This window comes from Halomonas sp. AOP27-A1-41, from assembly GCF_052378605.1.
In the GTDB taxonomy this organism is placed as follows: domain Bacteria; phylum Pseudomonadota; class Gammaproteobacteria; order Pseudomonadales; family Halomonadaceae; genus Vreelandella; species Vreelandella citrativorans.
In genome coordinates this window covers 30,037-54,229 of sequence record NZ_JBQSXT010000010.1, presented here as the reverse complement: position 1 = coordinate 54,229, position 24,193 = coordinate 30,037, and the positions used below count along the sequence as shown (strand labels likewise).

24 protein-coding genes are annotated in these 24,193 nt (G+C 54.6%); 8 read left to right on the top strand and 16 right to left on the bottom strand.

Annotated elements, in window-relative coordinates; all coding sequences use genetic code 11:
* Positions 1–9: 9 nt before the first annotated feature.
* The 15 genes from rnhB to rpsB all read right to left on the bottom strand — a co-directional run bounded on the left by rnhB (position 10) and on the right by rpsB (position 14,876).
* Positions 10–627, bottom strand: coding sequence for a ribonuclease HII (gene rnhB / locus ACT3TC_RS08585; protein ID WP_172118488.1), 618 nt, complete (start codon positions 625–627; stop codon positions 10–12).
* Positions 617–1,789, bottom strand: a complete 1,173-nt coding sequence (lpxB, locus tag ACT3TC_RS08580) for a lipid-A-disaccharide synthase (protein ID WP_444639745.1) — start codon at positions 1,787–1,789, stop codon at positions 617–619. The genes rnhB and lpxB overlap by 11 nt, the downstream gene beginning before the upstream one ends.
* Positions 1,790–1,805: 16 nt before the next feature.
* Positions 1,806–2,573, bottom strand: a complete 768-nt coding sequence (lpxA, locus tag ACT3TC_RS08575) for an acyl-ACP--UDP-N-acetylglucosamine O-acyltransferase (RefSeq protein ID WP_172118490.1) — start codon at positions 2,571–2,573, stop codon at positions 1,806–1,808.
* Positions 2,570–3,013: a 3-hydroxyacyl-ACP dehydratase FabZ gene (gene fabZ / locus ACT3TC_RS08570; protein ID WP_087109982.1), complete on the bottom strand. Its 444-nt coding sequence runs from the start codon at positions 3,011–3,013 to the stop codon at positions 2,570–2,572. The genes lpxA and fabZ overlap by 4 nt, the downstream gene beginning before the upstream one ends.
* A gap of 133 nt (positions 3,014–3,146) precedes the next feature.
* A complete protein-coding gene (lpxD, locus tag ACT3TC_RS08565) occupies positions 3,147–4,184 on the bottom strand; it encodes a UDP-3-O-(3-hydroxymyristoyl)glucosamine N-acyltransferase (RefSeq protein ID WP_087109984.1) in 1,038 nt (345 codons plus the stop codon).
* 58 nt (positions 4,185–4,242) lie between these two features.
* Complete coding sequence (locus ACT3TC_RS08560) at positions 4,243–4,749, bottom strand: OmpH family outer membrane protein (RefSeq protein ID WP_087109986.1); 507 nt, start codon at positions 4,747–4,749, stop codon at positions 4,243–4,245.
* Positions 4,750–4,808: 59 nt separating this feature from the next.
* The gene (bamA, locus tag ACT3TC_RS08555; RefSeq protein ID WP_444639743.1) at positions 4,809–7,160 is read right to left on the bottom strand and encodes an outer membrane protein assembly factor BamA; all 2,352 of its coding nucleotides are present in this window, start codon (positions 7,158–7,160) and stop codon (positions 4,809–4,811) included.
* A gap of 100 nt (positions 7,161–7,260) precedes the next feature.
* Positions 7,261–8,619 (bottom strand): RIP metalloprotease RseP, encoded by a 1,359-nt coding sequence (rseP, locus tag ACT3TC_RS08550; protein ID WP_444639742.1) that lies wholly within the window; start codon positions 8,617–8,619, stop codon positions 7,261–7,263.
* A gap of 78 nt (positions 8,620–8,697) precedes the next feature.
* Positions 8,698–9,894: a 1-deoxy-D-xylulose-5-phosphate reductoisomerase gene (ispC, locus tag ACT3TC_RS08545; RefSeq protein WP_172118493.1), complete on the bottom strand. Its 1,197-nt coding sequence runs from the start codon at positions 9,892–9,894 to the stop codon at positions 8,698–8,700.
* On the bottom strand, positions 9,891–10,712 hold the full coding sequence (locus tag ACT3TC_RS08540) for a phosphatidate cytidylyltransferase (protein WP_444621798.1): 822 nt from the start codon (positions 10,710–10,712) through the stop codon (positions 9,891–9,893). The genes ispC and ACT3TC_RS08540 overlap by 4 nt, the downstream gene beginning before the upstream one ends.
* Positions 10,705–11,496 carry a polyprenyl diphosphate synthase gene (gene uppS / locus ACT3TC_RS08535; protein WP_441677861.1) on the bottom strand — a complete coding sequence of 264 codons (792 nt, stop codon included), beginning with the start codon at positions 11,494–11,496 and terminating at the stop codon, positions 10,705–10,707. The genes ACT3TC_RS08540 and uppS overlap by 8 nt, the downstream gene beginning before the upstream one ends.
* A gap of 86 nt (positions 11,497–11,582) precedes the next feature.
* Positions 11,583–12,140 (bottom strand): ribosome recycling factor, encoded by a 558-nt coding sequence (gene frr, locus ACT3TC_RS08530; protein ID WP_444621797.1) that lies wholly within the window; start codon positions 12,138–12,140, stop codon positions 11,583–11,585.
* Positions 12,141–12,144: 4 nt separating this feature from the next.
* On the bottom strand, positions 12,145–12,918 hold the full coding sequence (pyrH, locus tag ACT3TC_RS08525; RefSeq protein WP_172118496.1) for a UMP kinase: 774 nt from the start codon (positions 12,916–12,918) through the stop codon (positions 12,145–12,147).
* Positions 12,919–13,039: 121 nt separating this feature from the next.
* Positions 13,040–13,909 (bottom strand): translation elongation factor Ts, encoded by an 870-nt coding sequence (gene tsf, locus ACT3TC_RS08520; protein ID WP_193055205.1) that lies wholly within the window; start codon positions 13,907–13,909, stop codon positions 13,040–13,042.
* A 217-nt stretch (positions 13,910–14,126) separates the two neighbouring features.
* Complete coding sequence (gene rpsB / locus ACT3TC_RS08515; protein WP_193055204.1) at positions 14,127–14,876, bottom strand: 30S ribosomal protein S2; 750 nt, start codon at positions 14,874–14,876, stop codon at positions 14,127–14,129.
* 369 nt (positions 14,877–15,245) lie between these two features.
* Between rpsB and map the strand changes: the two genes are divergently transcribed.
* The 7 genes from map (at position 15,246) to ACT3TC_RS08480 (ending at position 23,108) form a co-directional block, all read left to right on the top strand.
* The gene (gene map / locus ACT3TC_RS08510) at positions 15,246–16,037 is read left to right on the top strand and encodes a type I methionyl aminopeptidase (RefSeq protein WP_172118499.1); all 792 of its coding nucleotides are present in this window, start codon (positions 15,246–15,248) and stop codon (positions 16,035–16,037) included.
* On the top strand, positions 16,037–18,712 hold the full coding sequence (locus ACT3TC_RS08505) for a [protein-PII] uridylyltransferase (protein WP_444621796.1): 2,676 nt from the start codon (positions 16,037–16,039) through the stop codon (positions 18,710–18,712). Before map ends, ACT3TC_RS08505 begins: the two co-directional genes overlap by 1 nt.
* Before the next feature lie 132 nt (positions 18,713–18,844).
* Positions 18,845–20,041, top strand: a complete 1,197-nt coding sequence (dapC, locus tag ACT3TC_RS08500; protein ID WP_444621795.1) for a succinyldiaminopimelate transaminase — start codon at positions 18,845–18,847, stop codon at positions 20,039–20,041.
* Positions 20,042–20,080: 39 nt separating this feature from the next.
* Positions 20,081–20,428 carry a Spx/MgsR family RNA polymerase-binding regulatory protein gene (locus ACT3TC_RS08495; RefSeq protein ID WP_193055201.1) on the top strand — a complete coding sequence of 116 codons (348 nt, stop codon included), beginning with the start codon at positions 20,081–20,083 and terminating at the stop codon, positions 20,426–20,428.
* A 109-nt stretch (positions 20,429–20,537) separates the two neighbouring features.
* Positions 20,538–21,563 carry a 2,3,4,5-tetrahydropyridine-2,6-dicarboxylate N-succinyltransferase gene (gene dapD / locus ACT3TC_RS08490; RefSeq protein WP_172118502.1) on the top strand — a complete coding sequence of 342 codons (1,026 nt, stop codon included), beginning with the start codon at positions 20,538–20,540 and terminating at the stop codon, positions 21,561–21,563.
* Entirely contained in the window at positions 21,550–22,722 is a 1,173-nt protein-coding gene (gene dapE / locus ACT3TC_RS08485) for a succinyl-diaminopimelate desuccinylase (RefSeq protein WP_444639741.1), read from the top strand. Before dapD ends, dapE begins: the two co-directional genes overlap by 14 nt.
* Positions 22,719–23,108, top strand: coding sequence for a hypothetical protein (locus ACT3TC_RS08480; RefSeq protein ID WP_087110018.1), 390 nt, complete (start codon positions 22,719–22,721; stop codon positions 23,106–23,108). Before dapE ends, ACT3TC_RS08480 begins: the two co-directional genes overlap by 4 nt.
* 132 nt (positions 23,109–23,240) lie before the next feature.
* Here ACT3TC_RS08480 and ACT3TC_RS08475 read toward each other — a convergent pair whose 3' ends face one another.
* Complete coding sequence (locus ACT3TC_RS08475; RefSeq protein ID WP_216658099.1) at positions 23,241–23,795, bottom strand: cold-shock protein; 555 nt, start codon at positions 23,793–23,795, stop codon at positions 23,241–23,243.
* Between the two features lie 110 nt (positions 23,796–23,905).
* On the opposite strand from ACT3TC_RS08475, the gene ACT3TC_RS08470 reads away from it, so the two are divergent.
* The gene (locus tag ACT3TC_RS08470) at positions 23,906–24,154 is read left to right on the top strand and encodes a SlyX family protein (RefSeq protein ID WP_193055199.1); all 249 of its coding nucleotides are present in this window, start codon (positions 23,906–23,908) and stop codon (positions 24,152–24,154) included.
* The last annotated feature ends 39 nt before the right edge of the window (positions 24,155–24,193 follow it).

Below are 24,193 nucleotides of genomic sequence, written 5' to 3'. Positions count from 1 at the left end.
CGACAGCACTTAAATGAGGGCTAATTGGCGCTGAACGGGGGCGAAGCTTCGGCGGTGCTCTTCAAGCGGCCCGTGAGCGGATAGCGCCTCAAGATGCTCTTTCGTTGGGTAGCCTTTGTGACGTGCAAAGCCGTACTCAGGATAGCGCATATCCAGCGTAACCATCTGGGCATCGCGCGCGACCTTGGCAAGAATCGACGCCGCAGCAATGGCGGGATGGCGCGCATCGCCTTTGACTACGGCTTGCCCCGGCAAACTATGTCCCGGCAAACGGTTACCGTCCACCAGCAAGTACTCGGCCGCAGGGGCTAAACCATCAATCGCACGACGCATTGCCAAGTGCGTGGCGTGGTAAATATTGAACTGATCAACTTCGGCAGCGCTTGCCTCAGCGACTACAAAGGCTAACGCCTGTTCGCGTATCAGCACGTCTAACGCTTCACGCTTACGGGCGGTGAGCTTTTTAGAGTCAGTCAGACCGTCAATGGGGCGTGCTGGGTCCAGAATCACCGCCGCAGCCACGACGCTACCGATTAACGGCCCACGCCCAACCTCGTCGACCCCCGCCAAGCGCTCGCCCACATAGGCGATTTCAAGCGGCGGAAAATCGCCTGATTTAGCGGGCATTGTGCTGCTCCAGTGACTGGCCTAAGGCGATAGCGGTGATTGCCTCAGCGGCGCGTCGACTGGCGTTGCGCTGCAAGTCGGCGTGCATCGTTGCAAAGCGTGCCTCTAACGCCAAGCGTGCTTCGTGATTGCTAAGCAACTCATAAAGCTGGTCTGCGATAGCTTCCGGTGTCGCCGCGTCCTGAATAAGCTCAGGCACCACGCTTTGCTGCGCGATCAGATTGGGTAGCGATATCCACTGGGTTTTCACCATACGCTTGGCGAGCCAATGCGTGGCCGGCGCCATCTTGTACGCAACCAGCATCGCCCGGTGACACAGCATGGCTTCAAGCGCGGCGGTCCCGGAAGCCAAGAGCACCACATCACTGGCGACCATTGCCTCTCGCGCTTGGCCATTTAACAGCTGCACACGCTCGGCAAGCGTTGGATAGTGAGACAAGAGCGCCTGAATTTCATCATGACGCAGTGCTGAGGCAGCCGGAATCAAAACCCTTAGCGTGGCATGGCGCTGGCACAGCAGTTCAGCGGCGGCTAAAAACGTATGACCCAGGAAACGTATTTCGCTGCTGCGCGAGCCTGGCAACAAAGCAAGCACCGGCGCATCTTCATCAAGACCTAGTGCCTGTCGCGTTGCGATGCGGTCATTTTCAAGCGGCAGCTCATCGGCAAGCGGATGACCCACGAACACGACAGGAACACTGTGGTGCCGGTAAAAATCGGCCTCAAAGGGCAGCAGAGTGAGCATTCCATCAACGGATTTGGCAATGCCTTTCACACGCCCCTGTCGCCACGCCCAAACAGAAGGACTGACGTAGTGGGCCGTTTTGATTCCGGCATTACGTAGTTGCTTTTCCAGGCCGAGCGTAAAATCAGGCGCGTCGATACCCACCATGATATCCGGCTGCCAGGCGAGCGCTTCGCGACGCAGCGTGCGGCGCACACCTACCAGCTCAGGCAGGTGTTTGATGACCTCAACCAGCCCCATCACAGAAAGCGTTTCCAACGGAAAGCGGCTTTGCATCCCCTCAGCGATCATGCGAGGCCCGCCAATCCCACGAAACTCAACCTCTGGATGGCGCGACTTAAGCGCACGCATCAAACCAGCCCCAAGGATATCCCCCGAAAGCTCGCCAGCCACCAGATAAACACGCTGCAAGGTCATAAGCGAATGGACATGGTTAGCGCGTAATGCCGCGGGTCGAACGTTCGATAGAGTCAGCGAACTCCGTCACTTCCTCTATATCAAAGCGCGCACGCATCTCTTCAAGCGCTTGCTCGACGGTAAGCCCCTGGCGATAGACCAATTTATAAGCAACGCTCAGTGCATTAATCGCCTCACGGCTAAAGCCACGGCGTTTTAAGCCGACCAGGTTCAGACCACGCGCTTCTGCCGGGTTGCCGTTAATCATGACATAAGCAGGCGTGTCTTTAGTGATAATAGAGCCACCGCCCGCCATGGCATGTTCACCAAAGTGACAAAATTGGTGCACGGCAGACAGGCCACCCAGGATAGCGTAATCACCCAGCGTTACGTGCCCGGCGAGCGTTACCTGGTTGGCAAGGATACAGTCATTGCCGATGACACAGTCATGGCCCACGTGTACGTAGGCCATAAACAGATTGCGGGAACCAATCGTCGTTTCACCACGGTCTTGTACCGTACCACGGTGAAGCGTCACGCCTTCACGGATAACGTTATCGTCGCCCATGACCAGACGAGTAGGTTCACCAGCGTACTTTTTGTCCTGACAATCCTCACCTACCGAGGCGAACTGAAAAATACGCGTGCGCTTCCCCAACACAGTGGGTCCTTTGACCACTACGTGCGGGCCGATTATGGAGCCTTCGCCGATCGTGACGTTAGGCCCAATAACACTAAAAGGGCCAACCTCAACGTCATCTGCGAGCGTTGCCGTTGGGTCAACCAGTGCAGTAGGATGTATCAAGCAACCTTCCTCTCAGCACAAATAATTTCTGCTTCACAGGCAAGCTCTCCGTCAACCGTGGCGCGACACGCAAATTTCCAAATGCCTCGCTTGCCACGAATTACGTTAGCCTCCAGTTGAAGCTGGTCACCAGGCATAACCGGGCGCTTGAAACGTACATTGTCGCTACCCACCAGGTAGTACACGTAGCCATCCGCTGGCAGCTTGTTAACTGTTTTAAAGCCTAAAATACCGCAAACCTGGGCCAGTGCTTCGACTACCAGCACACCCGGCATAATCGGATGATGTGGAAAGTGGCCGTTGAAAAATGGCTCGTTAATACTAACGTTTTTGAACGCAACGATGGATTCGCCCACAGTTAATGCTGTCACTCGATCCACCAATAAAAACGGGTAGCGGTGGGGCAAGTATTCGCGAATTTCGTTAATATCCATAACCATCGTAACGACCTCAAAATGAAAAACGCCTGATAGGCATCAGGCAAATACCAGCACTTCGTCTGGTTAAAGGGCAAGGAATTATACCCTGCCGCCCTCTCGTCTCAAGCTACTTACTTAGTAAACAATATGGCTTTTAGGCGTCACGCGTCGTTTTTTCCAGCCGAGACAACCGCTTGGCTATATCATCCAACTGCTTAAACCGCACCGCATTTTTACGCCACTGCGAATTACTCATTGCCCCCGTACCTGACGAGTAGACGCCGGGAGTATGAATCGAATTGGTCACAAGGCTCATTCCGGTGACCTGAACGCCATCACAAATCGTTAGGTGGCCTGATAATCCAACCCCCCCACCCAACATGCAGTGCTTGCCTACTTTGGTGGACCCTGCAATACCGACACAGCCCGCCAAAGCGCTATGGGCACCAATAGTGACGTTATGAGCGATTTGTACCTGACTATCGATTTTAACGTCATCGCCAATCAGGGTATCGCCTAGCGCACCACGGTCAATGCTTGAGCAACTGCCAACTTCGACATTATCACCCAGCACAACGCCACCTAACTGGGCAATTTTGTGCCAACCTTCACCGTCGTGGGCAAACCCAAAACCGTCTCCACCAATCACACAACCACTTTGTAAAATGACCCGCTTGCCAATAATCACGCCATGACACACGGTCACATTGGCATGCAGCCGAGTATTTTCGCCGATAACGCTATCAGCCCCAACGACACTCCCAGCGCCCACCACAACGTGGTCACCCAGTGTTACACCCGCTTCTACTACGGCGTGGGCCTGGATCGAGACGCCTTCACCCAGCGTTACGCTGTCGGCAACGACCGCGGTGGGATGGATACCGGCCTTATCACGTGCAGGCAGTGGGTCAAATAGCTGAGAGAGTTTGGCATACCCTAGGTAGGGGTTTTCCATCTCAAGCTTTGGCACCGGGCAACTCTTGCCATGCTCAGGGTGAAGCAGCACGGCTGCCGCCTGAGTGGTGGCCAAATCCTTGAGGTAAGCGCGATTTGTTAAAAAGGCCACTTGATCAGATGTGGCCTCTTTAAGTGTTGCTAAACCACGAATGGGTAGCGCGGCATCACCTTCAAAGGTGACCCCTAAATGGCGAGCAATGTCCGCAAGTGTAAGATGGTGAGATGCGTGCGTCATGGGAGCCCAATAAAGCAATAGTGCAGCACAGCTACACCAACAGTCATTAAAAAATTAATTACATCGAATCAAATATTTGCGTAACTTCATCAGTCACATTAGGCAAATCAACCGAGGAATGAAGCACTCCTTGAGGTTCAACCAATACATCAATATTGTGACGGTTCAGCACTTGCTCCACCGCTTGCTCAAGCTTGAGTTCCGCACCTTCCAGAAACTGCTGCTCTGAACGCTGCTGAGCCTCCATAACATCACGACGTAACTGCTCAAAACGCGAACCTTTCTGCTGCAGCTCAGCGATCAGTGTTTCGCGCTGCGACTGAGACATCGTTTCGCCTTCGCGCTGCAAGCGTTCTTGCAACTGCTGTAACTCATTTCCCAGGCTTTGAGCTTCACTCTGCTGACTGCCAATCTGGTTTTCCAGCTGATTTAGCGAGGTTTGAGCCGACTGGGTATTCATCAGCGCAGCTCGCCAATCCAGCACGGCAACCTCTGCAGCTTCTGCTGCATGAACCGGTAAAACAATCGCACCAAATAAGCACACGGCCGCTGTCAGTTTACGCATCGAGTCACTTCCTTATCATCAAGCGGGGGCGCTACCAAGGGCGCGCCCCTTTAGCAAAGTTAGAATGTTTGTCCCAGCGAGAACTGGAAGAACTGTGTGTCATCACCGCTTTTGTCTTTAAGCGGCTCCGCGATGCTAAAGGTCAGCGGACCAACCGGTGTTAACCAGGAAAGGCCAACGCCCACACTATAGCGCAAATCGCCCAGGTCGACGCCAGAACTACACTGCTGACGACCCACATCAGCTTCTAATACCTTGTAGCAGGAGTTCAAGAACGTATTACCGGCATCCAGGAACAGCGAAGGCTGCACAGAACGCTGGTTTTCTACAAAGGGCATGGGGAAGATAACTTCAGCACTACCTTCCACCAACACATTACCGCCCATTGTGCGATCACGCCCCCCTTCAACTCCCGGCGTGGTAGGTTGCCCCAATGTATTGGATGTAAAGCCTCGTACCGATCCTAAACCACCTGCGTAAAAATTCTCATAGAAGGGAAAAGGATCGTTTGAATCAAACGTATTGGCATAGCCAAGGTTACCGCTAAACTTAAGCGCCCAACTCTCATCGTTATTGAGCGGATATAGCTGCTGAGCCCGAGCGCGCAGCTTATAGTACTCTGCATCGCCGCCCGGCACGCCGGTTTCAAGCGACAGGCGCTGATAGTTACCGGCTGTCGGCATCACGCCTCGGTTAAGGTTGTTACGCGTCCAGCTCGCCGTGAGTTTAAGGCTTTGAGCGCGCTCCCCTTCGTCATCCACATAGCGATGAATTTCTGACGCCGTATCGTTGTAGGTTTTAATTTTAAGTTCTTCAATACTCGCCCCGAAGTTGAGGCGAGACAGTTCACTTACCGGATAGCCGAAGTTGATACCCGCGCCGTACGCATCGGTCGAGTAGGTAGAGATATCCGAGTCGGCATAGTCCGTTTCACGGTAAAATATGTTGTAGCCGCGAGAAATACCGTCAAGTGTCCAGTAAGGATCCGTGAAGGCAAAGTTGACGCTGGTGAAGGTGTCGCTGCGCTGCGCGCCAACATTGACCCGGTTACCCGTACCCAAGAAGTTGTTTTGTGCCAGTCCAACCCCGTAGATTACCCCGGCACTTTGCGAAAAGCCCACGCTGGCAGACACCGAGCCTGAGGGCTGCTCTTCCACACTGTAGGTGACGTCCAACTGATCAGGCTGACCTGGTACCGGCTGGGTATCCACTTCTACCTGGCTAAAGAAGCCAAGCCGTTCAAGGCGCTGGCGCGACTGAGCAATTGAGTCGGTCGATGCGGGGGCGCCTTCCATTTGAATCATTTCCCGACGCAGCACTTCGTCCTGGGTGGTGGTATTACCATAAAACTCAATACGTCGAACATAAGTGCGCTGGCCAGGTTCAACCGCGATGACCAGGTCAACCGTTTCACCGTTATCCGCCATTTCAGGAATACCCTGAATATCGGCGAAAGCAAAACCTTCAGCGCCCAAACGCTGGCGTAGCGCTTCGGTCGATGCGTTCACCTGACCACGAGAGAAAATGTCTCCGCTATGGATCTCCATTAGTTGGCGTGCTTCGCTTTCGCTGATTTGCATATCACCCACAAAACGGACATCACCTACTCGATACTGGTTACCCTCATCAACATTAAGCGTAACAAATATTTCGGACTTTTCAGGTCCAATAGAGACTTGCGTGGAGGTAACATCAAAATTTACATAGCCACGATCAAGATAGAAGGTGCGAAGGCGCTCGATATCGCCCGATAACGCTTCACGCGAGTACTCATCACTTGAAAACCAGCCAAAGAAGCGCCCCGGCTTGTCGTTCAGCTCAAAAACATCGCGCAGCGTTTCATCGTCAAAATCTTCATTGCCAACAATATTAATCTGGCGAATCTTGGCAACCTCGCCTTCATTAATATTGATATTGACCTGTACACGCCCTTCATCAACCTGTTCAACCTCGGTCGTAATGCGAGCACTGTAGCGTCCCTGAGCCTGGTAAACACCTTCAAGCTCACGCTGAATCTCTTCAAGGGTCGAGAGTTGCAGCACTTGCCCTTCCGACAACCCTGATTGACGTAAGCCGTTACGCAGGTCCTCTTCTGAAATCTGCTTATTGCCAGTGAGGTTCAAGCGCGCGATGGTCGGTCGTTCAACTACCTGAATAACCAATACATCGCCTTCACGAGCTAGCGAAACATCTTCAAATAAACCAGTGGCAAACAAATCGCGTGCGGCTGACGCTAGCTGCTGCTCGCTAACCCGATCATTCGTACTGACAGGAAACGCATTAAAGACCGATGCAGCGGACACCCGCTGTAGTCCTTCCACTCGAATGTCCGAAACATCAAAGGATTGTGCCTGGGCGCCGCTAGCGCCTACCAGCAAGAGTGCTGCCATTCCAAGGGTCTTGATTTTCATGCTGTCAGTTCGCTCGCGTTGGTCTGCCTATCACGTTAGATAAGCACCATATACATTTGTGCAGGCAGATGACAAGGCATCCTGCGCGCTACACGCGTCATTACCAAAGGCGCATCAGATCAAAATACAGAGCCATCACCATCAGACCGCCAACCATGGCAAGCCCAATGCGTAATCCAATGGCTTGGGTTTGTTCAGAGACCGGCCGCCCACGTACGATTTCCAAAAAATAGTAAAGCAAGTGTCCACCATCGAGCACCGGAATAGGCAATAAATTAAGCACGCCAAGGCTGATGGACAAATAGGCTAAAAAGCCTACAAAGGCTTCCATTCCGGCACGGGCCGAATCACCCGAAATTTGCGCAATCGTAATAGGACCGGAAAGGTTGGAAGGTGAAATCAAACCTACCAACATTTTACGAATCGCATCAACGGTTAATAAAATCATATCACCGGTACGCGATAGCGCTTGTCCAACCGCTTCGATAGGCCCATAACGAATTTCGCGCTGTAGCGACTCAGGCCACGTTACCGACTCAACGCCTGCACCAATGTACCCAACCTCACCGCCACTCTCCAGCAGATTGCTACCCGGCGTTAGTGTTAGTGTGCCCTGCTCGCCATTTCGCTCATAGGCTACGCTAAGCGTTTCACCCGCACTACGGCGGATCATCGTGACAAACTGCATCCAATCTTCCACCGGCGTGCCGTCAATCGCAATAATATGATCGCCTGCTTGCAACCCCGCGTTGGCGGCAGCTTCGCCATCGACCACCAGGCCTAATACTGCTGGGAATTCTGGCTGCCAAGGCGTCATACCCAAGGATTGCAGTGGCTGGGGCGGGTCCTGGCGGGCCAAGTAGTTATCGACCTCCAGCGCGTAAGCTCGTTCACTGCTACTGCCCTCAGGCAACACATTGATGGTTAGCGAGCCACTAAAACCAATCATCGAGATAAGCTTTAGGTTGACCTCCTCCCAGGAGCGTACGGCATCATTTTGAATAGCGATAATTTCATCGCCGTGGGCAAGGCCTGCTTCAGCTGCCGGTGAATCAGGCAGCACATCTCCCACCATGGGAGCGACCACGGTCGTCCCGGATACAAAGAGCGCCCAGTAGGCAACAATAGCCAACAGGAAGTTTGCCAAAGGCCCAGCGGCAACAATGGCGATACGCTGCCATACCGTTTTGCGATTAAAGGCCTGGTCAAGCTGATCTTCCGGTACCGGCGCTTCACGCTCGTCCAACATTTTGACATAGCCGCCCAGCGGAATGGCCGCTATCGCGTACTCCGTCCCCTGGCGGTCGACGGTGGACCAGAGCGGTTTGCCAAAACCCACCGAAAAACGTAACACCTTGACGCCACAGCGGCGCGCCACCCAAAAGTGGCCAAACTCGTGAAAGGTGATCAACAAACCCAGCACGACGATGATCGCTAAAATGTTTTGTAACAGGCCCACAATAAACTCCCTGGCACCCTGCACATCAGCCGATGCTTAAGTGACCTACTTGCTTCTCAATATTCGGTACGGCAGTGTCTAGCCTGCTTGTAACATGACCCTTTGCGCTGCCTGCTGACGCGCCCAGTGGTCTGCAGCCAAGATATTTTCAATCGTATCGGCGCTGCCTGCATAGGGCTGCGATACAACCTCTTCAACCACGTTGGCTATTTCACCAAAGCTGAGCCTTTCCGCCAGGAACGCCTCAACAGCGACTTCATTGGCGGCATTGAGAATCGCCGGCGCGGCACCGCCCTTCTGTATGGCTTCACGGGCCAAGCGTAGGCAGGGAAAGCGCGCTTCATCCGGTGCTTCAAAATCCAGCTGCGCGATCTGGAACAGATCCAGGGCTTCTACACCGGCCTCAATACGCTCGGGCCATGCCAGTCCATAGGCAATGGGTATACGCATATCCGGGTTGCCCAGCTGGGCGATGACAGAGCCATCAATGTAAGCTGCCATGGAGTGAATCACACTCTGCGGATGCACTACCACCTGAATTTGCTCGGGCGTTGCATCAAACAGCCAGCACGCTTCAATTAATTCAAGGCCTTTGTTCATCATGGTGGCGCTATCAACCGAAATCTTGCGCCCCATCGACCAGTTAGGATGGGCGCAGGCCTGGTCGGGCGTCGCATTGGCAACCTTGTCCGCACTCCAGGTGCGAAAAGGCCCGCCAGACGCTGTTAGTAGCAGCTGTCGAACGCCGTGACGCTCAAGCCCGCCGCGATGTTTTACCGGCAGGCACTGATAGATAGCATTATGCTCAGAATCGATAGGCAACAGCGTGGCGCCAGAGCGCTCAACCGCCTGCATGAACAGCGCGCCGCTCATCACCAGCGCTTCTTTATTAGCAAGTAGTACACGCTTGCCCGCTTCTGCAGCGGCCAGCGCAGGCAGCAGCCCCGCTGCCCCAACGATGGCGGCCATAACGGCATCGACACACGCCTCACGGGCAACCTGGCAGAGTGCTTCACGACCCGCCAGCACGACGGTCGGTTGGTCAGCGTCATCAAGCGCTTGGCGAAGCCATTGCGCATCGTCACTATGATCGAGTACCGCGATACGGGGATGATGGGCCAGGCACTGTTCCAGAAGCACTTCCCTGGAGGTATGTGCCGTCAACGCATACACCCGATAACGCTCGGGATGACGGGCGATGACATCCAGGGTGCTCACCCCGATAGAACCGGTTGAGCCCAACACGGTAATCCACTGGCAGGACGATTGACTCATAAGACAGGCACCTGCCCTTGAAGAACGGGCAAATAGAGCAGCGCAAAGAGCGGAATCGCCGCCGTCAAGCTATCAATCCGGTCCAGCACGCCGCCATGGCCCGGTAGCAGCTGGCTTGAGTCCTTGATGTCTCGGTAGCGTTTGAGCATGCTTTCCAGCAGATCACCCAGCACTGAAATAAGCGTGACAATAACGGTGACTACCACCAAGCCAACAGCTACACCCGGGGTTAACGACTGCCAAAAGGCGAAGACAAGCGCCAGTAGCGTGGTGGCAACCAACCCGCCAATAACGCCTTCCCAGGACTTTCCGGGACTAACCCTTGGGGCGAGCTTGCGCTTACCAAAACGACGCCCGGCAAAATAGGCGCCGATATCCGCCGCCCACACCAGCAGTAATACAAATAACAGCCATACGCCGCCGCTATCGCGCAGAATATTAAAGCCGACCCAGCAGGGCAGCAGCACCCATAGCCCCATCGCCAAGCGGCGCGGTGTTGACTGCCACTGCTGCCCTTTCTCCGGATAATGGGTCACCCAGTAAAGATTAGCCAGCCAGCCAAGGGCGGCGCACCATAAAGGCCATACTGCAAACGCGGCACCGGTGAGCCACATCAGTAGCATCACCACCGCAAGCCCGGCGACCAACTGAACACGCTGACGCTGCCGGATAACGCCTGCCAGGTTCGTCCACTCCCAGGCCCCAAGCAACACCATCAAAGCGGTAAAAAGCGCAAACGCGCCACCTTGCAATCCAAACAAACCCACCAGCACCAAGGGCGCCAGCCAGGCTACGGTTATAATCCGCTGTCTAAGCACCTTGCGCCTCTATTTGTTCGTCGGTCATGCCAAAACGTCGACGCCGCTGACAAAAGTCGTACAGCGCGCTGTCCAGCGCATCGGCACCGAAATCGGGCCAGAGTAAGGGCGAGAAATGCAGTTCAGCATACGCTAACTGCCACAGCATAAAATTCGACAATCGCTGTTCGCCACTTGTTCGGATACACAGGTCAACAGGAGGCACATGGTCTGCTTCCATTGCCCTGTCAAAGCAGGCTTCATCGATATCGCCAGGCTGTAACTCACCGGCGGATACCTGCTCAGCCAAATGTCGCGCTGCACGTGCGATGTCCCACTGCCCGCCGTAATTGGCAGCGATCACCAGGTGCATGCCGGTATTATCCGCGGTCAGCGCTTCTGCACGCTGTATATACTTCTGAATGGCGTGAGAGAAGCCACGCCGCTCACCAATAATCGTTAGCCGAATATTGCGCTCATTAAGCTTTTTAACTTCGCGCTTGAGCGCCATCAAAAAGAGCTCCATCAACGCATTCACTTCAGCCGCTGGACGTTTCCAGTTCTCGCTTGAAAAGGCAAACAGGCTCAGCGTATTTACCTGGCGCTCGGCTGCGCGCTGAATGACCGCTCTGACGGCTTCGACGCCTGCACGATGACCACGTACGCCAGAGAGGCCGCGGGCCTTTGCCCAGCGATTATTGCCGTCCATTATGATCGCGACATGCGACGGCAGTGCTTCACCCAGGCACTTGGGTGGCGTGCTTGCGTCGTCCGGCGGTTCTTGAGGAAACTGCGGTGACGTCATGAGGTCTCGCACAAAAGCTCAGTCATAGTAAAGCCATAGGCCTAGCGGGCAGCCTGGCTACCCGCAGCTAAATAAAAGGCAGGTGCTTATACCTGCATCAAGTCCTGCTCTTTCGCGGCAAGCGCTTTATCGATTTCGGCAATATATTTGTCGGTCAGCTTTTGGATTTCATCTTCACCCTGACGCTGATCGTCTTCGGTAATCTCTTTGTCCTTTAGCAAGGATTTGAAATCACCGTTGGCATCGCGACGCACGTTACGCACAGCCACGCGAGCATTTTCAGCTTCGCTACGTGCCTGTTTGATATAGCCCTTACGCGTCTCTTCAGTCAACATGGGCATCGGTACACGGATCACATTACCCGCGCTTGAAGGGTTCAAGCCCAGGTCAGAGGTCATGATAGCCTTTTCGATTTTCGGCACCATGCCCTGCTCCCAAGGAGCGACCGCAAGCGTACGCGCATCTTCAACGTTAACCGATGCCACCTGGCTAAGCGGCACCTGGCTGCCGTAATAATCGACGGTAACAGCATCCAGAATACTGGGGTGTGCACGCCCGGTACGGATTTTGTTGAAGTTGCTGTTCAGCGCTTCAACGCTTTTTTTCATGCGAGATTCAGCGTCTTTCTTAATATCATTAATCACGTTCTTACCCTCTATCTATTAGCGTGCCTTCCTTGCCCCCTACTACCAGGTTCAGCAGGGCGCCAGGCTTATTCATATCAAATACCCGCACCGGCATATCATGGTCACGTACCAGGCAGATAGCGGTCAAATCCATAACGCCTAGCTTTTGGTCCAGAGCGTCATCGTAAGAGAGCTGATCATATTTTACGGCATCAGCATGTTTTAGGGGGTCCTTGTTATACACCCCGTCCACTTTGGTCGCTTTAATGACCACATCCACGTCCACTTCAATACCGCGTAAACAAGCGGCCGAGTCGGTTGTGAAAAATGGATTACCGGTTCCTGCCGAAAACAGTACCACGTCTCCTGACGTTAAATAACGGATGGCAGTGCGGCGGTCATAATGCTCTACCACACCACTCATGGGAATCGCCGACATTACCCGCGAACGAATATTTGAACGCTCCAGTGCATCGCGCATGGCCAACGCATTCATGACCGTTGCCAGCATTCCCATGTGGTCGCCTGTGACCCGATCCATTCCGGCTTCGCTGAGCGCCGCACCCCGAAACAGGTTGCCGCCTCCAATCACGATCCCGACCTGCACACCGATACCCACCAGCTGGCCGATTTCCAGCGCCATACGGTCTAACACTTTAGGGTCAATACCAAAATCGTGCTCTCCCATTAGCGCCTCGCCTGAAAGTTTCAGCAAAATACGCTTGTATTTTGACTTCGACTTTTCAAGCTTATGGGGCACAACAAGCGGGGTAGGCTCTTGAACATCTCGTGACATGGCATCTCTCCTGAAGCAGACTTGGACACAGGTGGGCGAAGCAACCCCCTATTTAGCAGGGGCCGGATACACGAAGGCGTGCGCTTACGCGCACGCCATCTTCTGACTAGAACGTCTGACCTTAACGACGGCCAGCCTGTTCCATAACTTCTTTAGCGAAGTCGACTTCTTCTTTCTCGATACCTTCACCCACTTCAAAGCGCGTGAAGCTAACCACTTCGCCACCGGCTGATTTAACAAACTCAGCAACGGATTGGTTCGGATCTTTAACAAACGGCTGCTCGGTCAGGCTGTTCTCTGCCAGGTACTTCTTCAGGCGGCCTTGAACCATTTTCTCAGCAATCTGCTCAGGCTTGCCTGCCATGTCCGGCTGACCCAGGATGATGGCTTTCTCTTGATCCAGCTGCTCTTGCGGCATATCGGCCGGGTGAGCAACGGCTGGGTTAATAGCTGCCACGTGCATAGCAACGTCTTTCGCTGCTTCTGCAGTACCGCCATTAAGTACGGTCAGAACGCCAATGCGGCCACCGTGAACGTAGGCACCGACCAAGCCGCCGTCAACGGCGTTGACAACTACCGCGCGACGTACGCCGATGTTCTCACCGATTTTCTGAACCAGCTGCTCGCGGGCAGCTTCAAGGTCGCCCGCCATAACGGCAGCAACATCTTCGCTTTTCGCGGCAAAGAAAGCGGCGGCGATTTTGTCAGCGAACGCAATGAAATTGTCATCACGCGCAACAAAGTCAGTCTCGGAGTTGATTTCAACCATTACGCCGTAGCTACCGTCTTCTGCTACACGGGTAACAACAACACCCTCTGCAGCAACACGATCGGCTTTCTTCGCGGCTTTTAAGCCTGAATTTTTACGCAGGTTTTCGATCGCGACTTCAATATCACCGTCGGTTTCGGTGAGTGCTTTTTTACACTCCATCATGCCGAGACCAGTACGTTCGCGCAGTTCCTTGACCTGAGAGGCGCTGATAGCTGCCATGAGAATTCACCTCGGAAATGGTTCTATGAGAGTTAAACGCCCTACAGAGTATAGCCACGATAAATGACTATCATATATCACTTTGAAGGTCGCTTGCCGGTGCTTGGTGTCCGGCGTAATCGGCCCACCCGGATGTTCATCCAAAGCGGGAAAAAGGGGGCATAGGCCCCCTCTTCAACACGATGCGGCTTAACTATCCGCCGCAACCGCTACTATCTTACTCAGCAGCAGCGTCAGTGTCGGCTGAAGCCGCTTCTTCGGTCACTTCAACGAACTCGTCCGGACGACCTTCTTTCGCACGACCACACGCGTCAGCAATCGCTTTCACGTAGATCTGAATAGCGCGAATGGAGTCATCGTTACCCGGGATAACGTAATCAACGCCATCAGGGTTAGAGTTGGTATCAACCACGCCAATAACCGGAATACCCAGCTTGTTGGCTTCGTTGATCGCGATGCGCTCGTGGTCAACGTCGATAACGAACAGTGCGTCCGGCAGGCCGCCCATGTTCTTGATACCACCGATAGAACGCTCAAGCTTATCTTGCTCACGCGTTGCCATCAGGACTTCTTTCTTGGTCAGCTTGTCGAACGTGCCGTCTTCGCGCATGGTTTCAAGTTCGCGCAGACGCTTGATAGACTGACGAATAGTCTTGAAGTTAGTCAGCATACCGCCCAACCAGCGATGGTTGACGAACGGCTGACTAACGCGATTCGCTTCTTCTTTGATGATCTTGCTAGCGCTACGCTTGGTGCCAACAAACAAAATTTTGTTGTTGGATGCCGACATCTTCTCAACCACATCAACGGCTTCGTTCAGCGCCGGAAGAGTGTGCTCAAGGTTGATGATGTGAATCTTGTTGCGTGCGCCGAAGATGAATTTGTTCATCTTCGGATTCCAGTACTTAGTCTGGTGACCGAAGTGAGCGCCTGCTTTGAGCAGGTCACGCATATTAACGTGAGACATGGTAAAACTCCTGAAACTCGGGTTAGGCCTCCACGCACCCCATGGATCCGACCATTGACCACGTATAAAACGTTATCAGCGGCACCCGGGACCATGTGTCGGTGCATGTGTGTTTTCAAGGCTTGCTATTTAAGCAGCGTCTTCAAAGTGAACCCGCTGCGGGTTGTTCGCCTTGCCATGATCGCCGACTCACCACAAAGAAGCGAGCGAGCGATTGCAGGAAAGCGCGCGGCTTTATACCATAGATCATTACCAAGATGAAGTCACAGCCCGTGTTACGATGTTTATTTGTCACTTAATACTGTCGCTTTAACGCTGTCATTTAATGCTGTTACTTACTACCTCAGCCTGAACCCATATCGAGAATTCATGAACGTTCCTATCAAGACACCTTCAGAAATCGAGAAAATGCGCGAAGCCGGGCGCCAAGCCGCCAGCGTGCTGGAAATGATTGCTCCTTACATACAAGAAGGCGTAAGCACCGGCGATATTGATAAGCGTTGTCACGACTATATTGTTAACGAATTGGGCTCGGTTCCCGCTCCGCTCAACTATCACGGTTATACCCACGCCACGTGCATCTCGCTCAACCATGTGGTCTGTCATGGCTTTCCGGATTTTAATAAAAAGCTCAAGAAAGGTGACATCCTGAACCTGGACATTACCGTTAAAACCCCTGACGGCTATCACGGTGACTCCAGTGCCATGTTTATCATCGGCGAAACCATACAGGGCGAGCGCTTGTGCCGGATTACCCAGGAGTGCTTGTATAAAAGCATCGCGCTGGTAAAGCCAGGCGTACGCCTTTCAGAGCTTGCGCGAGTAATTCAAAAGCACGCCGAAGGCCATGGCTACTCGGTCGTTCGCGATTTCTGCGGCCACGGTATTGGGGCAGGCTTTCATGAAGACCCCCAGTTCCTGCATTACGATGGTTACGCACCAGACGCTGATATCGCTTTAGAGGCTGGCATGTGCTTTACCATCGAACCCATGATCAACGTGGGTGGCTACAAAACCAAAGTCTTGCGCGATGGCTGGACCGCCGTTACCAAGGACAAGAGCCTTTCAGCGCAATGGGAGCACACCTTGCTGGTCACCGAGACCGGGGTTGAAGTACTGACCGCGCGTAGCGATGAAGACTTTAGTTTTTTAGATAACTAATGCTCCTCCACCACCACCGGTTCGAGCCGGATACGTCGCTTTACGACCTTGAGGCTTTTCGTACAGAGCTATCCGGCTCGCGCTCACCCATAGCGCCGTTTAAAACGGCGCTTCGTGAGCTCCAGGCCAAGCTGGATGACCGGTTTCGTGCGGGCGCCGATATACGCGACCTGGTGCGGGGGCGGGCTTGGTACTTGGATCAACTGCTCGCCATTGCCTGGGCGCAGCACGCCTGGCCAGATGACGGCGTCGCACTGATTGCTGTTGGCGGCTATGGCCGAGGGGAGCTACACCCCCATTCGGATATCGACCTTCTGCTGCTGCTTGAAGATGACGACGACACCGCTTACCGCGAACCGCTCACTGCCTTTATCACTTTTTTATGGGATATCGGTCTGGAAATCGGTCACAGCGTACGCTCATTAAACGACTGCGAGCGTGAAGCCAAGGCGGATGTCACCGTCATCACCAACCTGCTTGAGTCCCGCCTGATTGCAGGCCCTGCATCACTGCGCGAAAAAATGCGCGAGCGCTTAAGCGCCGAGCACATTTGGCCGGCCGACCGATTCTTTGAAGCCAAATGGCAAGAGCAGATTGCTCGCCACTACCGTTACAACAATTCCGAATACCACCTTGAGCCGAATCTGAAGAGCTCACCTGGCGGCCTACGCGATATTCAGATGATTGGCTGGGTCGCTAAGCGCCACTTCGGTACGGAACAGTACACCGACATTGTCGCCAACGGTTTTATGAACGATGCCGAATTGCGTATCTTAAGCCAGGGCCAGGCATTTTTGTGGCAGGTGCGTTATGCGCTGCATATGTTGACCGGCCGCGCCGAAGACCGCCTGCTGTTTGATCATCAACGCACGATTGCTGAGCTGTTTGGCTTTAAAGATACGCCCGAGCGGTTAGCCGTTGAGCAGTTCATGAAGCGCTACTATCGCCACGTAACGGCACTGGCCGGGCTTAACGACATGCTGCTTCAGCACTTCGACGAAGTGATTTTGCGCGGCAAAGAGGCGCTGGAAACCATCCAGCTCAACGAGCGCTTTGAAACCAAGGGCGGCTATATTCAAGCACGCTCGCGCACGCTGTTTCGCGAGCAGCCTGAAGCCATGCTGGAGCTTTTCCTGCTCATGGCCAGGCACCCGGAAATTGAAGGCGTACGGGCGGACACCATTCGCTTGATTCGCGACCACCGCCATCAGATTGATGATCACTACCGCGATGATCCTCACCATCAGCGGCTGTTTATGGAAATACTGCGCGCCCCCGGCAACGTACCGCGCCAGCTACGGCGCATGAACCGCTACGGCATACTGGGCAAGTACCTGCCCGAATTTGGCCGAGCCGTAGGATTGATGCAGCATGATCTGTTCCATATCTACACCGTGGATGCGCATACGCTGCGCCTGCTGAAGTTTTTACACGGCTTTCGCAAACCCGATGCCAAAGACGACTTCCCCGTGGCGGCTGCGCTCATCCACCAGCTTCCCAGGCTGGACATTTTGTGGATAGCGGGCCTGTTTCACGATATCGGCAAGGGTCGCGGGGGCGACCATTCGGAAATCGGCGCCAAAGACGTTACGCATTTTTGCCAGCACCACCATATTTCAACCCACGATACAAAGCTTGCCAGTTGGCTGGTCGAGCACCATTTACTCATGTCGATGACCGCTCAGAAGCGCGACATTAGCGACCCTGACGTGATCCGCGACTTTGCACTGATCGTGCGTAACGAAATGCGTCTGGATTACCTGTATGTGCTCACCGTGGCCGATATTAACGCCACCAACCCCACGCTTTGGAACGGCTGGCGGGCATCGCTTTTGCGCCAGCTATATGCTGAAACCAAGCGCGCCTTACGCCGCGGGCTAAAAAACCCACCGGACCGTGATGACTGGGTACGGGAAACACGCTCTGAAGCACGCTCGCTACTCCAGAACATGGGGCTTGGGCGCGCGCAGATTGATGCATTGTGGGAACCGCTTGGGGAAGACTATTTCCTCCAGTACGCGCCCAGCGAGATTGCCTGGCAAACCCAAGGCATCCTGGCGCATAACGCCTCCCCCTTGCCGCTGGTATTAATCAGCGCACCGACGCTTGATATGGCAGAGGGCGGCACTAAAGTGTTTATCCACACACGCTCGGTGGATGACCTGTTTGCCGCCACCGCCGCCGCCATGGAGCAGCTCGGGCTCTCCATTCATGATGCCCGCATTGCTACCTCGCGCAATGACTGGACGCTAAACACCTTTATTGTGCTGGATAGCCACGGTCAACCGATTCGCGACACGGCGCGTATCGAAGAGATGCGTCAGCACTTAATCGAAGAGCTGGATGACCCAGACGACTACCCAGAAATTGTGACCCGTCATACGCCGCGCCAGTTAAAGCACTTCAAGGTACCCACCGAAGTGCTGATTGAGCAGGACCCGGCTAACGAGCGCACACTCCTTGAGCTAACGGCCCCTGACCGACCAGGGCTGCTGGCCCGCGTAGGGCGTATTTTTATGGAGCAGGGCATCGCCCTCTCGGCGGCCAAAATCGCCACGCTGGGCGAGCGTGTTGAGGACGTTTTCTTTATCACCACGAAAGCAGGCGAACCCTTAACCGACCCAATACGCCAGCAAGAGCTGCGCGAGCGATTAATTGAGGTGCTGGGCGTGTAAACACGTAAAGACGCCGCGCCCCGTGGTTAAATTTGAGCCCAACCCCGAGGCTTGCTTATAATCGGCGCTTAGCCTGCCGTTTAATACGCCTGCAGGGCATGCTCTCAATAGAACGCTCTCAACGGATACGCCATGAATTCTGATCTCACCGCCCTACACCCTTATCCGTTTGAGAAACTGGCCGGCCTCAAAGCTGACCTTACGCCGCCTGCCCATTTGGCGCATATTCCCTTAACCATCGGCGAGCCGCAGCACGCGCCCTACCCTGCAGCGCTTGATGCGCTGGTAAAGCATCAGCTTGATATGGCGCGTTATCCGGCCACCAACGGCCTGCCAAGCTTGCGTGAAGCACTCGCTGAGTGGGCGACCAAGCGCTTTAAGCTTGCGGGCCTTGATGCCGAGCGCCAGGTACTGCCGGTTAATGGCACGCGTGAAGCCATTTTTGCGTTTGTACAGGCCGCACTGGATCGTACTCGGCCAGCCAGGGTGATAGTGCCCAACCCGTTTTACCAGATTTATGAAGGTGCGACGCTGTTGGCTGGCGGTCAACCGGTGTATTTAAACGGCACGGCCGAGAACGGCTTTCGGCCAGATTTTGCCAGTGTCAGCCCCGATACCTGGCGTGATGTGCAAATCGTATTTATCTGCTCACCAGGCAACCCGACCGGCGCGGTTACGTCAATGGATGAGTTTAAACAGCTGATTGCGCTGGCCGACGAGCACGATTTCATCATTGCTTCTGATGAGTGCTATTCCGAGCTTTACCTGGATGAAAACGCGCCCCCGCCGGGGCTATTACAGGCTTGTGCTGAGCTGGGTCGTAACGATTACCGGCGCTGCGTCGTCTTTCACTCGCTCTCCAAGCGCTCCAATCTGCCGGGCTTGCGCTCAGGCTTTGTGGCAGGCGATGCGGACATTCTTACACCGTTCAAGCGCTACCGTACCTATCATGGCTGCGCCATGTCGCTGCCGGTTCAACATGCTTCAATAGCAGCCTGGCAGGATGAAGCGCACGTACGCGCCAATCGCGATGCGTACCGTGAAAAATTCAGCGCCGTGGTGGAGGTACTGGCCCCGGTGATGGACTTCCCAACGCCAGAGGCAAGCTTTTACCTGTGGCCCGCGGTACCAGGGGGGGATGATATCGGCTTCACCCAGCGGCTTTACACCGAGCAACACGTGAGCGTGCTGCCCGGCAGCTTGATGGGCCGCCCTGATGCTCAGGGCATTAACCCAGGCACAGGGCGGCTGCGCCTAGCCCTGGTGGCGGAGCTTGCCCCCACCCTGGAAGCAGCGCAGCGTATCCGCCAGCTTATTGAGCGCGGTTAATTCACCTTTTACGGCACCAACAGCTCGAAAGGAGATACCATGTTTACACTCTATGTCATTGATACCTGTGATACGTGTCGTAAGGCGCGCAAAGCGCTGGAAGCGAACGGCGTGCCTTTTAAAACCCATGATTTGCGTAAAGATGGTCTTTCGGCGAGCCTGCTTGAGCATCTTTTAGAGCGGGCACCGCTGTTGGAAGTCGTCAATAAGCGCAGCAAGACATGGCGCGACCTTCCCCAGGAAGACAAAGACAGCCTGGATGCCAACTCTGCGCGCCAGCTGTTGCTCCAACACCCAACACTGCTTAAACGACCACTGCTGGACACCGGCAGTGACGCCTTAAAAATAGGCTATCGCGACGGCGATTACGATAAAATCAGTGGCTGATCCAACGCCACTATTTTGCTTATTTTTGAATCAACACTTTGTTATTCCGCCGCTTTTACGTTAGCTAATGACCCGGTTAACAACGTTATCAACAACAGGATGAACTTTTATGCTGAGCTTTGCGCTTGGAATTGGCACGCAAAACACTCAAGGCGATTGGCTGGAAATTTACTACCCGGCACCGCTCTTCAGCCCGCAGGAAAGCCTGATAAATGCGGCCAAACAAGCGCTTGATGCGCCGCAGGGCAATGTCGCCGTTAGCTTTTTGCCAGAAGACTGCACCCGCTTAGCCAAAGCGCTTGAGGCAGCCGGGCACCCTGAACAGGCTGAGCTTGCTGAGGCGCTGGCCACCAGCCAGCGCCCATTAGTGGCCATGTTCCTGGAAACGGATCAGGCTCCGCAAACGGCGCCAGAGGTCTATCTTAAGCTGCACCTGCTATCGCATCGCCTGGTCAAGCCGCATGGTCTTGACCTGACCGGCATGTTTGGCCTGCTGCGCAATATTGCCTGGACCAATGAAGGCGCCATCGATATCGAAGAGCTACCAGCGCGTCGCCTGAAAGCCCGCCTCGCCGGCCGTGCGCTGTCCGTCGACTGTGTCGATAAATTCCCCAAAATGACCGATTACGTTGTGCCGGCCGGTGTACGCATTGCCGACACGGCGCGGGTACGCCTGGGCGCTCATTTGGGTGAAGGCACCACGGTAATGCATGAAGGTTTTGTTAACTTCAATGCAGGCACCGAAGGCCCCGGCATGATTGAAGGCCGTATTTCAGCCGGCGTGATGGTCGGCAAAGGGTCTGACCTGGGCGGTGGTTGCTCCACCATGGGCACGCTGTCAGGCGGTGGCAATATTGTTATCAAGGTCGGCGAAGGCTGCTTGATCGGCGCCAATGCCGGTATCGGCATTCCGCTGGGCGACCGCTGCACGGTGGAGTCCGGCTTGTATATCACCGCAGGCACCAAAGTGGCCTTGCTGGACGACCAGGGCAACGAAGTGAAAACCCTGGCGGCGCGTGAACTAGCGGGCCAAAACGACCTGCTGCTACGCCGCAACTCTAAAAATGGCCGCGTCGAGTGCCTGACCAATAAAAGCGCCATCGCGCTAAATGAGGCGCTGCATGCCCATAACTGAGCCTGACACGCTGTCGCCCACGCTACAGCTTGCCTTTGAGCTGCTCAGCCGCCCGTCAGTGACGCCGGATGATGAAGGCTGCCAGGACGTAATGATCGAGCGCTTAACGGCGCTCGGTTTTCATATTGAGCGCATGCCGTTTGGCGATGTACAGAACTTCTGGGCAGTGCGGGGCCACCACGGCCCAGTCATTGCCCTTGCGGGTCATACCGATGTCGTGCCCAGCGGGCCACCAAATGGCTGGGAATTCCCGCCGTTTGCTCCCTGTATTGACGATCACGGCATGCTTTGTGCCCGTGGCGCCGCCGATATGAAGGGCAGTCTGGCCGCTATGCTAACCGCTGTGGAGCGTTTCGTGGCTCGCTACCCCGACCACGATGGGCGTATTGCGTTTTTAATCACCTCCGATGAGGAAGGCCCTGCAGTGGATGGCACTCGCGCCATGGTCGAGCAGTTGCGCGAACGCAATGAGCGGCTTGATTACTGTATCGTCGGCGAACCCTCCTCTACCGAACACCTTGGCGACGTGATCAAGAATGGTCGCCGCGGCTCGCTGGGCGGCGTTTTACGTATTCAGGGGATACAGGGGCATGTGGCCTACCCGCACCTGGCGCGTAATCCCATTCACCAGGCGATGCCCGCGCTGGATGCGCTCATCAATGAGCACTGGGATGAGGGCAATGATTTTTTCCCGGCCACCAGCTTTCAGATTTCCAACCTGCGAGCGGGCACTGGGGCGACTAACGTCATCCCCGGCGAAGTAGAAGCAGTATTCAACTTCCGCTTCTCGACAGAAGTGACGCATGAGCAGCTTAAGGCGCGTACCGAGGCGATTCTTGACCAGTACGGCCTAGCGTATCAGCTGGACTGGACGCTGAACGGCGAGCCGTTCCTAACCGCAGAAGGCGAGCTTGTTAACGCGGCCGTACGCGGTGTTGAAGCCGTGACCGGCAAGCGCCCCGCGCTATCCACCAGCGGCGGTACTTCTGACGGGCGTTTTATTGCCACCTTGGGTGCTCAAGTGGTGGAACTTGGCCCGCTTAACGACACTATCCACAAAGTGAATGAGCGCGTACGCGCTAGCGACCTGGATGATTTGAGCCGCATCTATGAGGCAACGCTTCAGGCCCTACTCACGCTTGATGAGGTCAACGTATGATGGAGCGCTACCCGGACATTGAAGTGTATGTCGCCAGCATTTCACTGGAAGCGCTTAACGCATGGCTTGCCAGTGCGCTTGCTGCACCGCCATTAAGCCCTGCCGGCAAAGGCAAGTGGAAAACCCATGGTCAACACCAGGGGAAAGAGGTGCCCATACTACTGGTCGAAAAAGCAGCTGACCGCTTTGCAAGCTTATGGTTTGACAGTAGCCATACGCCTTGGATGACCGACCAGGAGTGCGCGCAACACGCCGCAGAGGCGCTGCAAACGGAAGTGCGCTGCTCGCTTGGCGGCTGGCATCCAGGCGATGATCCTGACCGCTTCTGGCAGGTGCTACCCGGTGGAAAAGAAGGCGCTATTGAGTGGCCCGACTCAGGCCGCTAACGCTGCCTGAAAGAAGACGGCATAAAGGCGGTTTTTTTTTAAGACTATTTTTGAAGACTGTTCTTGAAATGCAATCGACCCCGCCGGGGCGGGGTCGATTATGTTCACATTGGTACTACGCTTGTGGACATGCTACTCAATAATGCTCACATCATCGGCCTGTAAACCACGGTCATTCTTGATGACGTGGTAACGCACAATTTGGCCTTCTGCCAGCATACGCGGGCCGCGACCCCGAATAGCACGAAAGTGAACAAACACATCTTCGCCATTATCACGAGTAATAAAGCCATAGCCTTTATTGGTGTTAAACCACTTTACTTCACCCTCTTCCCGACCGTCGTTGGGGTCGATGACGTCTTCCTCTTCATCGTCCCGTTCGTCGGCAGGCTGGGGCTGACGCGGCGCAGCTTTAACACGCGTGTCGCCTGAGCTTTCTACTTTCGGTTTAACGACTAGCGGAGGAGCCAGAGCAGCCGACGCTAACGTACCTATAAATAAAACGATGAAGCTGCCCAAGGCAACGGCAATGTAAACACCACTGATACCGCTAATGGCTAACTCTGCCTGCCATAAATCGGCCAGAGGCGCGTTGGTTAAATGAACAATCCCCGCCAGCAAAAGCGGCGTGGGGGCGGCTAGTAATACACTGATTAAGAAACAGCGAAACACAACTTTTGGATTCATAGATGATAAAAGCTCTCTTGTTGTATGGGTAACGAACGAAAGACAATACCCGAACCATCAGGCCCATTCCTAACAGTACCGGACATATTACACAAGGTTGCCATGTTACCATGACACAAGACTTTTCTCCTGCTGAGCTAAATCAACTTTTCGAAAATCTCGAAAGCCGCCTGGCTTACCAGGAGCACTGGCTGGACACGCTTGACCAAGCAGTTGCCCAACAGGAAAAGCGGCTTGCCAAGCTAGAACAGCTTAGCGCATTAATGCGTGAACGCCTGCGTGAACAGCATCAAGCGTTCCAGGCAGGCGACCATCAGGGGGAAAGCCGCCCTGAAGATGAGGTGCCGCCTCATTACTAACGATGACAAACATTAAAAACCCACTGTCGCGCCCTGCGG

Bases quoted from the DNA above. Each gene is read 5' to 3' on its own strand.
- ACT3TC_RS08480 (WP_087110018.1), top strand. From the start codon at position 22,719: ATGATGGAGCGCTACCCGGACATTGAAGTGTATGTCGCCAGCATTTCA.
- pyrH (WP_172118496.1), bottom strand. From the start codon at position 12,918: ATGTCACGAGATGTTCAAGAGCCTACCCCGCTTGTTGTGCCCCATAAG.
- bamA (WP_444639743.1), bottom strand. From the start codon at position 7,160: ATGAAAATCAAGACCCTTGGAATGGCAGCACTCTTGCTGGTAGGCGCT.
- lpxD (WP_087109984.1), bottom strand. From the start codon at position 4,184: ATGACGCACGCATCTCACCATCTTACACTTGCGGACATTGCTCGCCAT.
- ispC (WP_172118493.1), bottom strand. From the start codon at position 9,894: ATGAGTCAATCGTCCTGCCAGTGGATTACCGTGTTGGGCTCAACCGGT.
- map (WP_172118499.1), top strand. From the start codon at position 15,246: ATGAACGTTCCTATCAAGACACCTTCAGAAATCGAGAAAATGCGCGAA.
- tsf (WP_193055205.1), bottom strand. From the start codon at position 13,909: ATGGCAGCTATCAGCGCCTCTCAGGTCAAGGAACTGCGCGAACGTACT.
- ACT3TC_RS08470 (WP_193055199.1), top strand. From the start codon at position 23,906: ATGACACAAGACTTTTCTCCTGCTGAGCTAAATCAACTTTTCGAAAAT.
- ACT3TC_RS08505 (WP_444621796.1), top strand. From the start codon at position 16,037: ATGCTCCTCCACCACCACCGGTTCGAGCCGGATACGTCGCTTTACGAC.
- rnhB (WP_172118488.1), bottom strand. From the start codon at position 627: ATGCCCGCTAAATCAGGCGATTTTCCGCCGCTTGAAATCGCCTATGTG.
- rpsB (WP_193055204.1), bottom strand. From the start codon at position 14,876: ATGTCTCACGTTAATATGCGTGACCTGCTCAAAGCAGGCGCTCACTTC.
- ACT3TC_RS08475 (WP_216658099.1), bottom strand. From the start codon at position 23,795: ATGAATCCAAAAGTTGTGTTTCGCTGTTTCTTAATCAGTGTATTACTA.
- lpxB (WP_444639745.1), bottom strand. From the start codon at position 1,789: ATGACCTTGCAGCGTGTTTATCTGGTGGCTGGCGAGCTTTCGGGGGAT.
- fabZ (WP_087109982.1), bottom strand. From the start codon at position 3,013: ATGGTTATGGATATTAACGAAATTCGCGAATACTTGCCCCACCGCTAC.
- dapE (WP_444639741.1), top strand. From the start codon at position 21,550: ATGCCCATAACTGAGCCTGACACGCTGTCGCCCACGCTACAGCTTGCC.
- ACT3TC_RS08560 (WP_087109986.1), bottom strand. From the start codon at position 4,749: ATGCGTAAACTGACAGCGGCCGTGTGCTTATTTGGTGCGATTGTTTTA.
- uppS (WP_441677861.1), bottom strand. From the start codon at position 11,496: ATGACGTCACCGCAGTTTCCTCAAGAACCGCCGGACGACGCAAGCACG.
- dapC (WP_444621795.1), top strand. From the start codon at position 18,845: ATGAATTCTGATCTCACCGCCCTACACCCTTATCCGTTTGAGAAACTG.
- dapD (WP_172118502.1), top strand. From the start codon at position 20,538: ATGCTGAGCTTTGCGCTTGGAATTGGCACGCAAAACACTCAAGGCGAT.
- ACT3TC_RS08495 (WP_193055201.1), top strand. From the start codon at position 20,081: ATGTTTACACTCTATGTCATTGATACCTGTGATACGTGTCGTAAGGCG.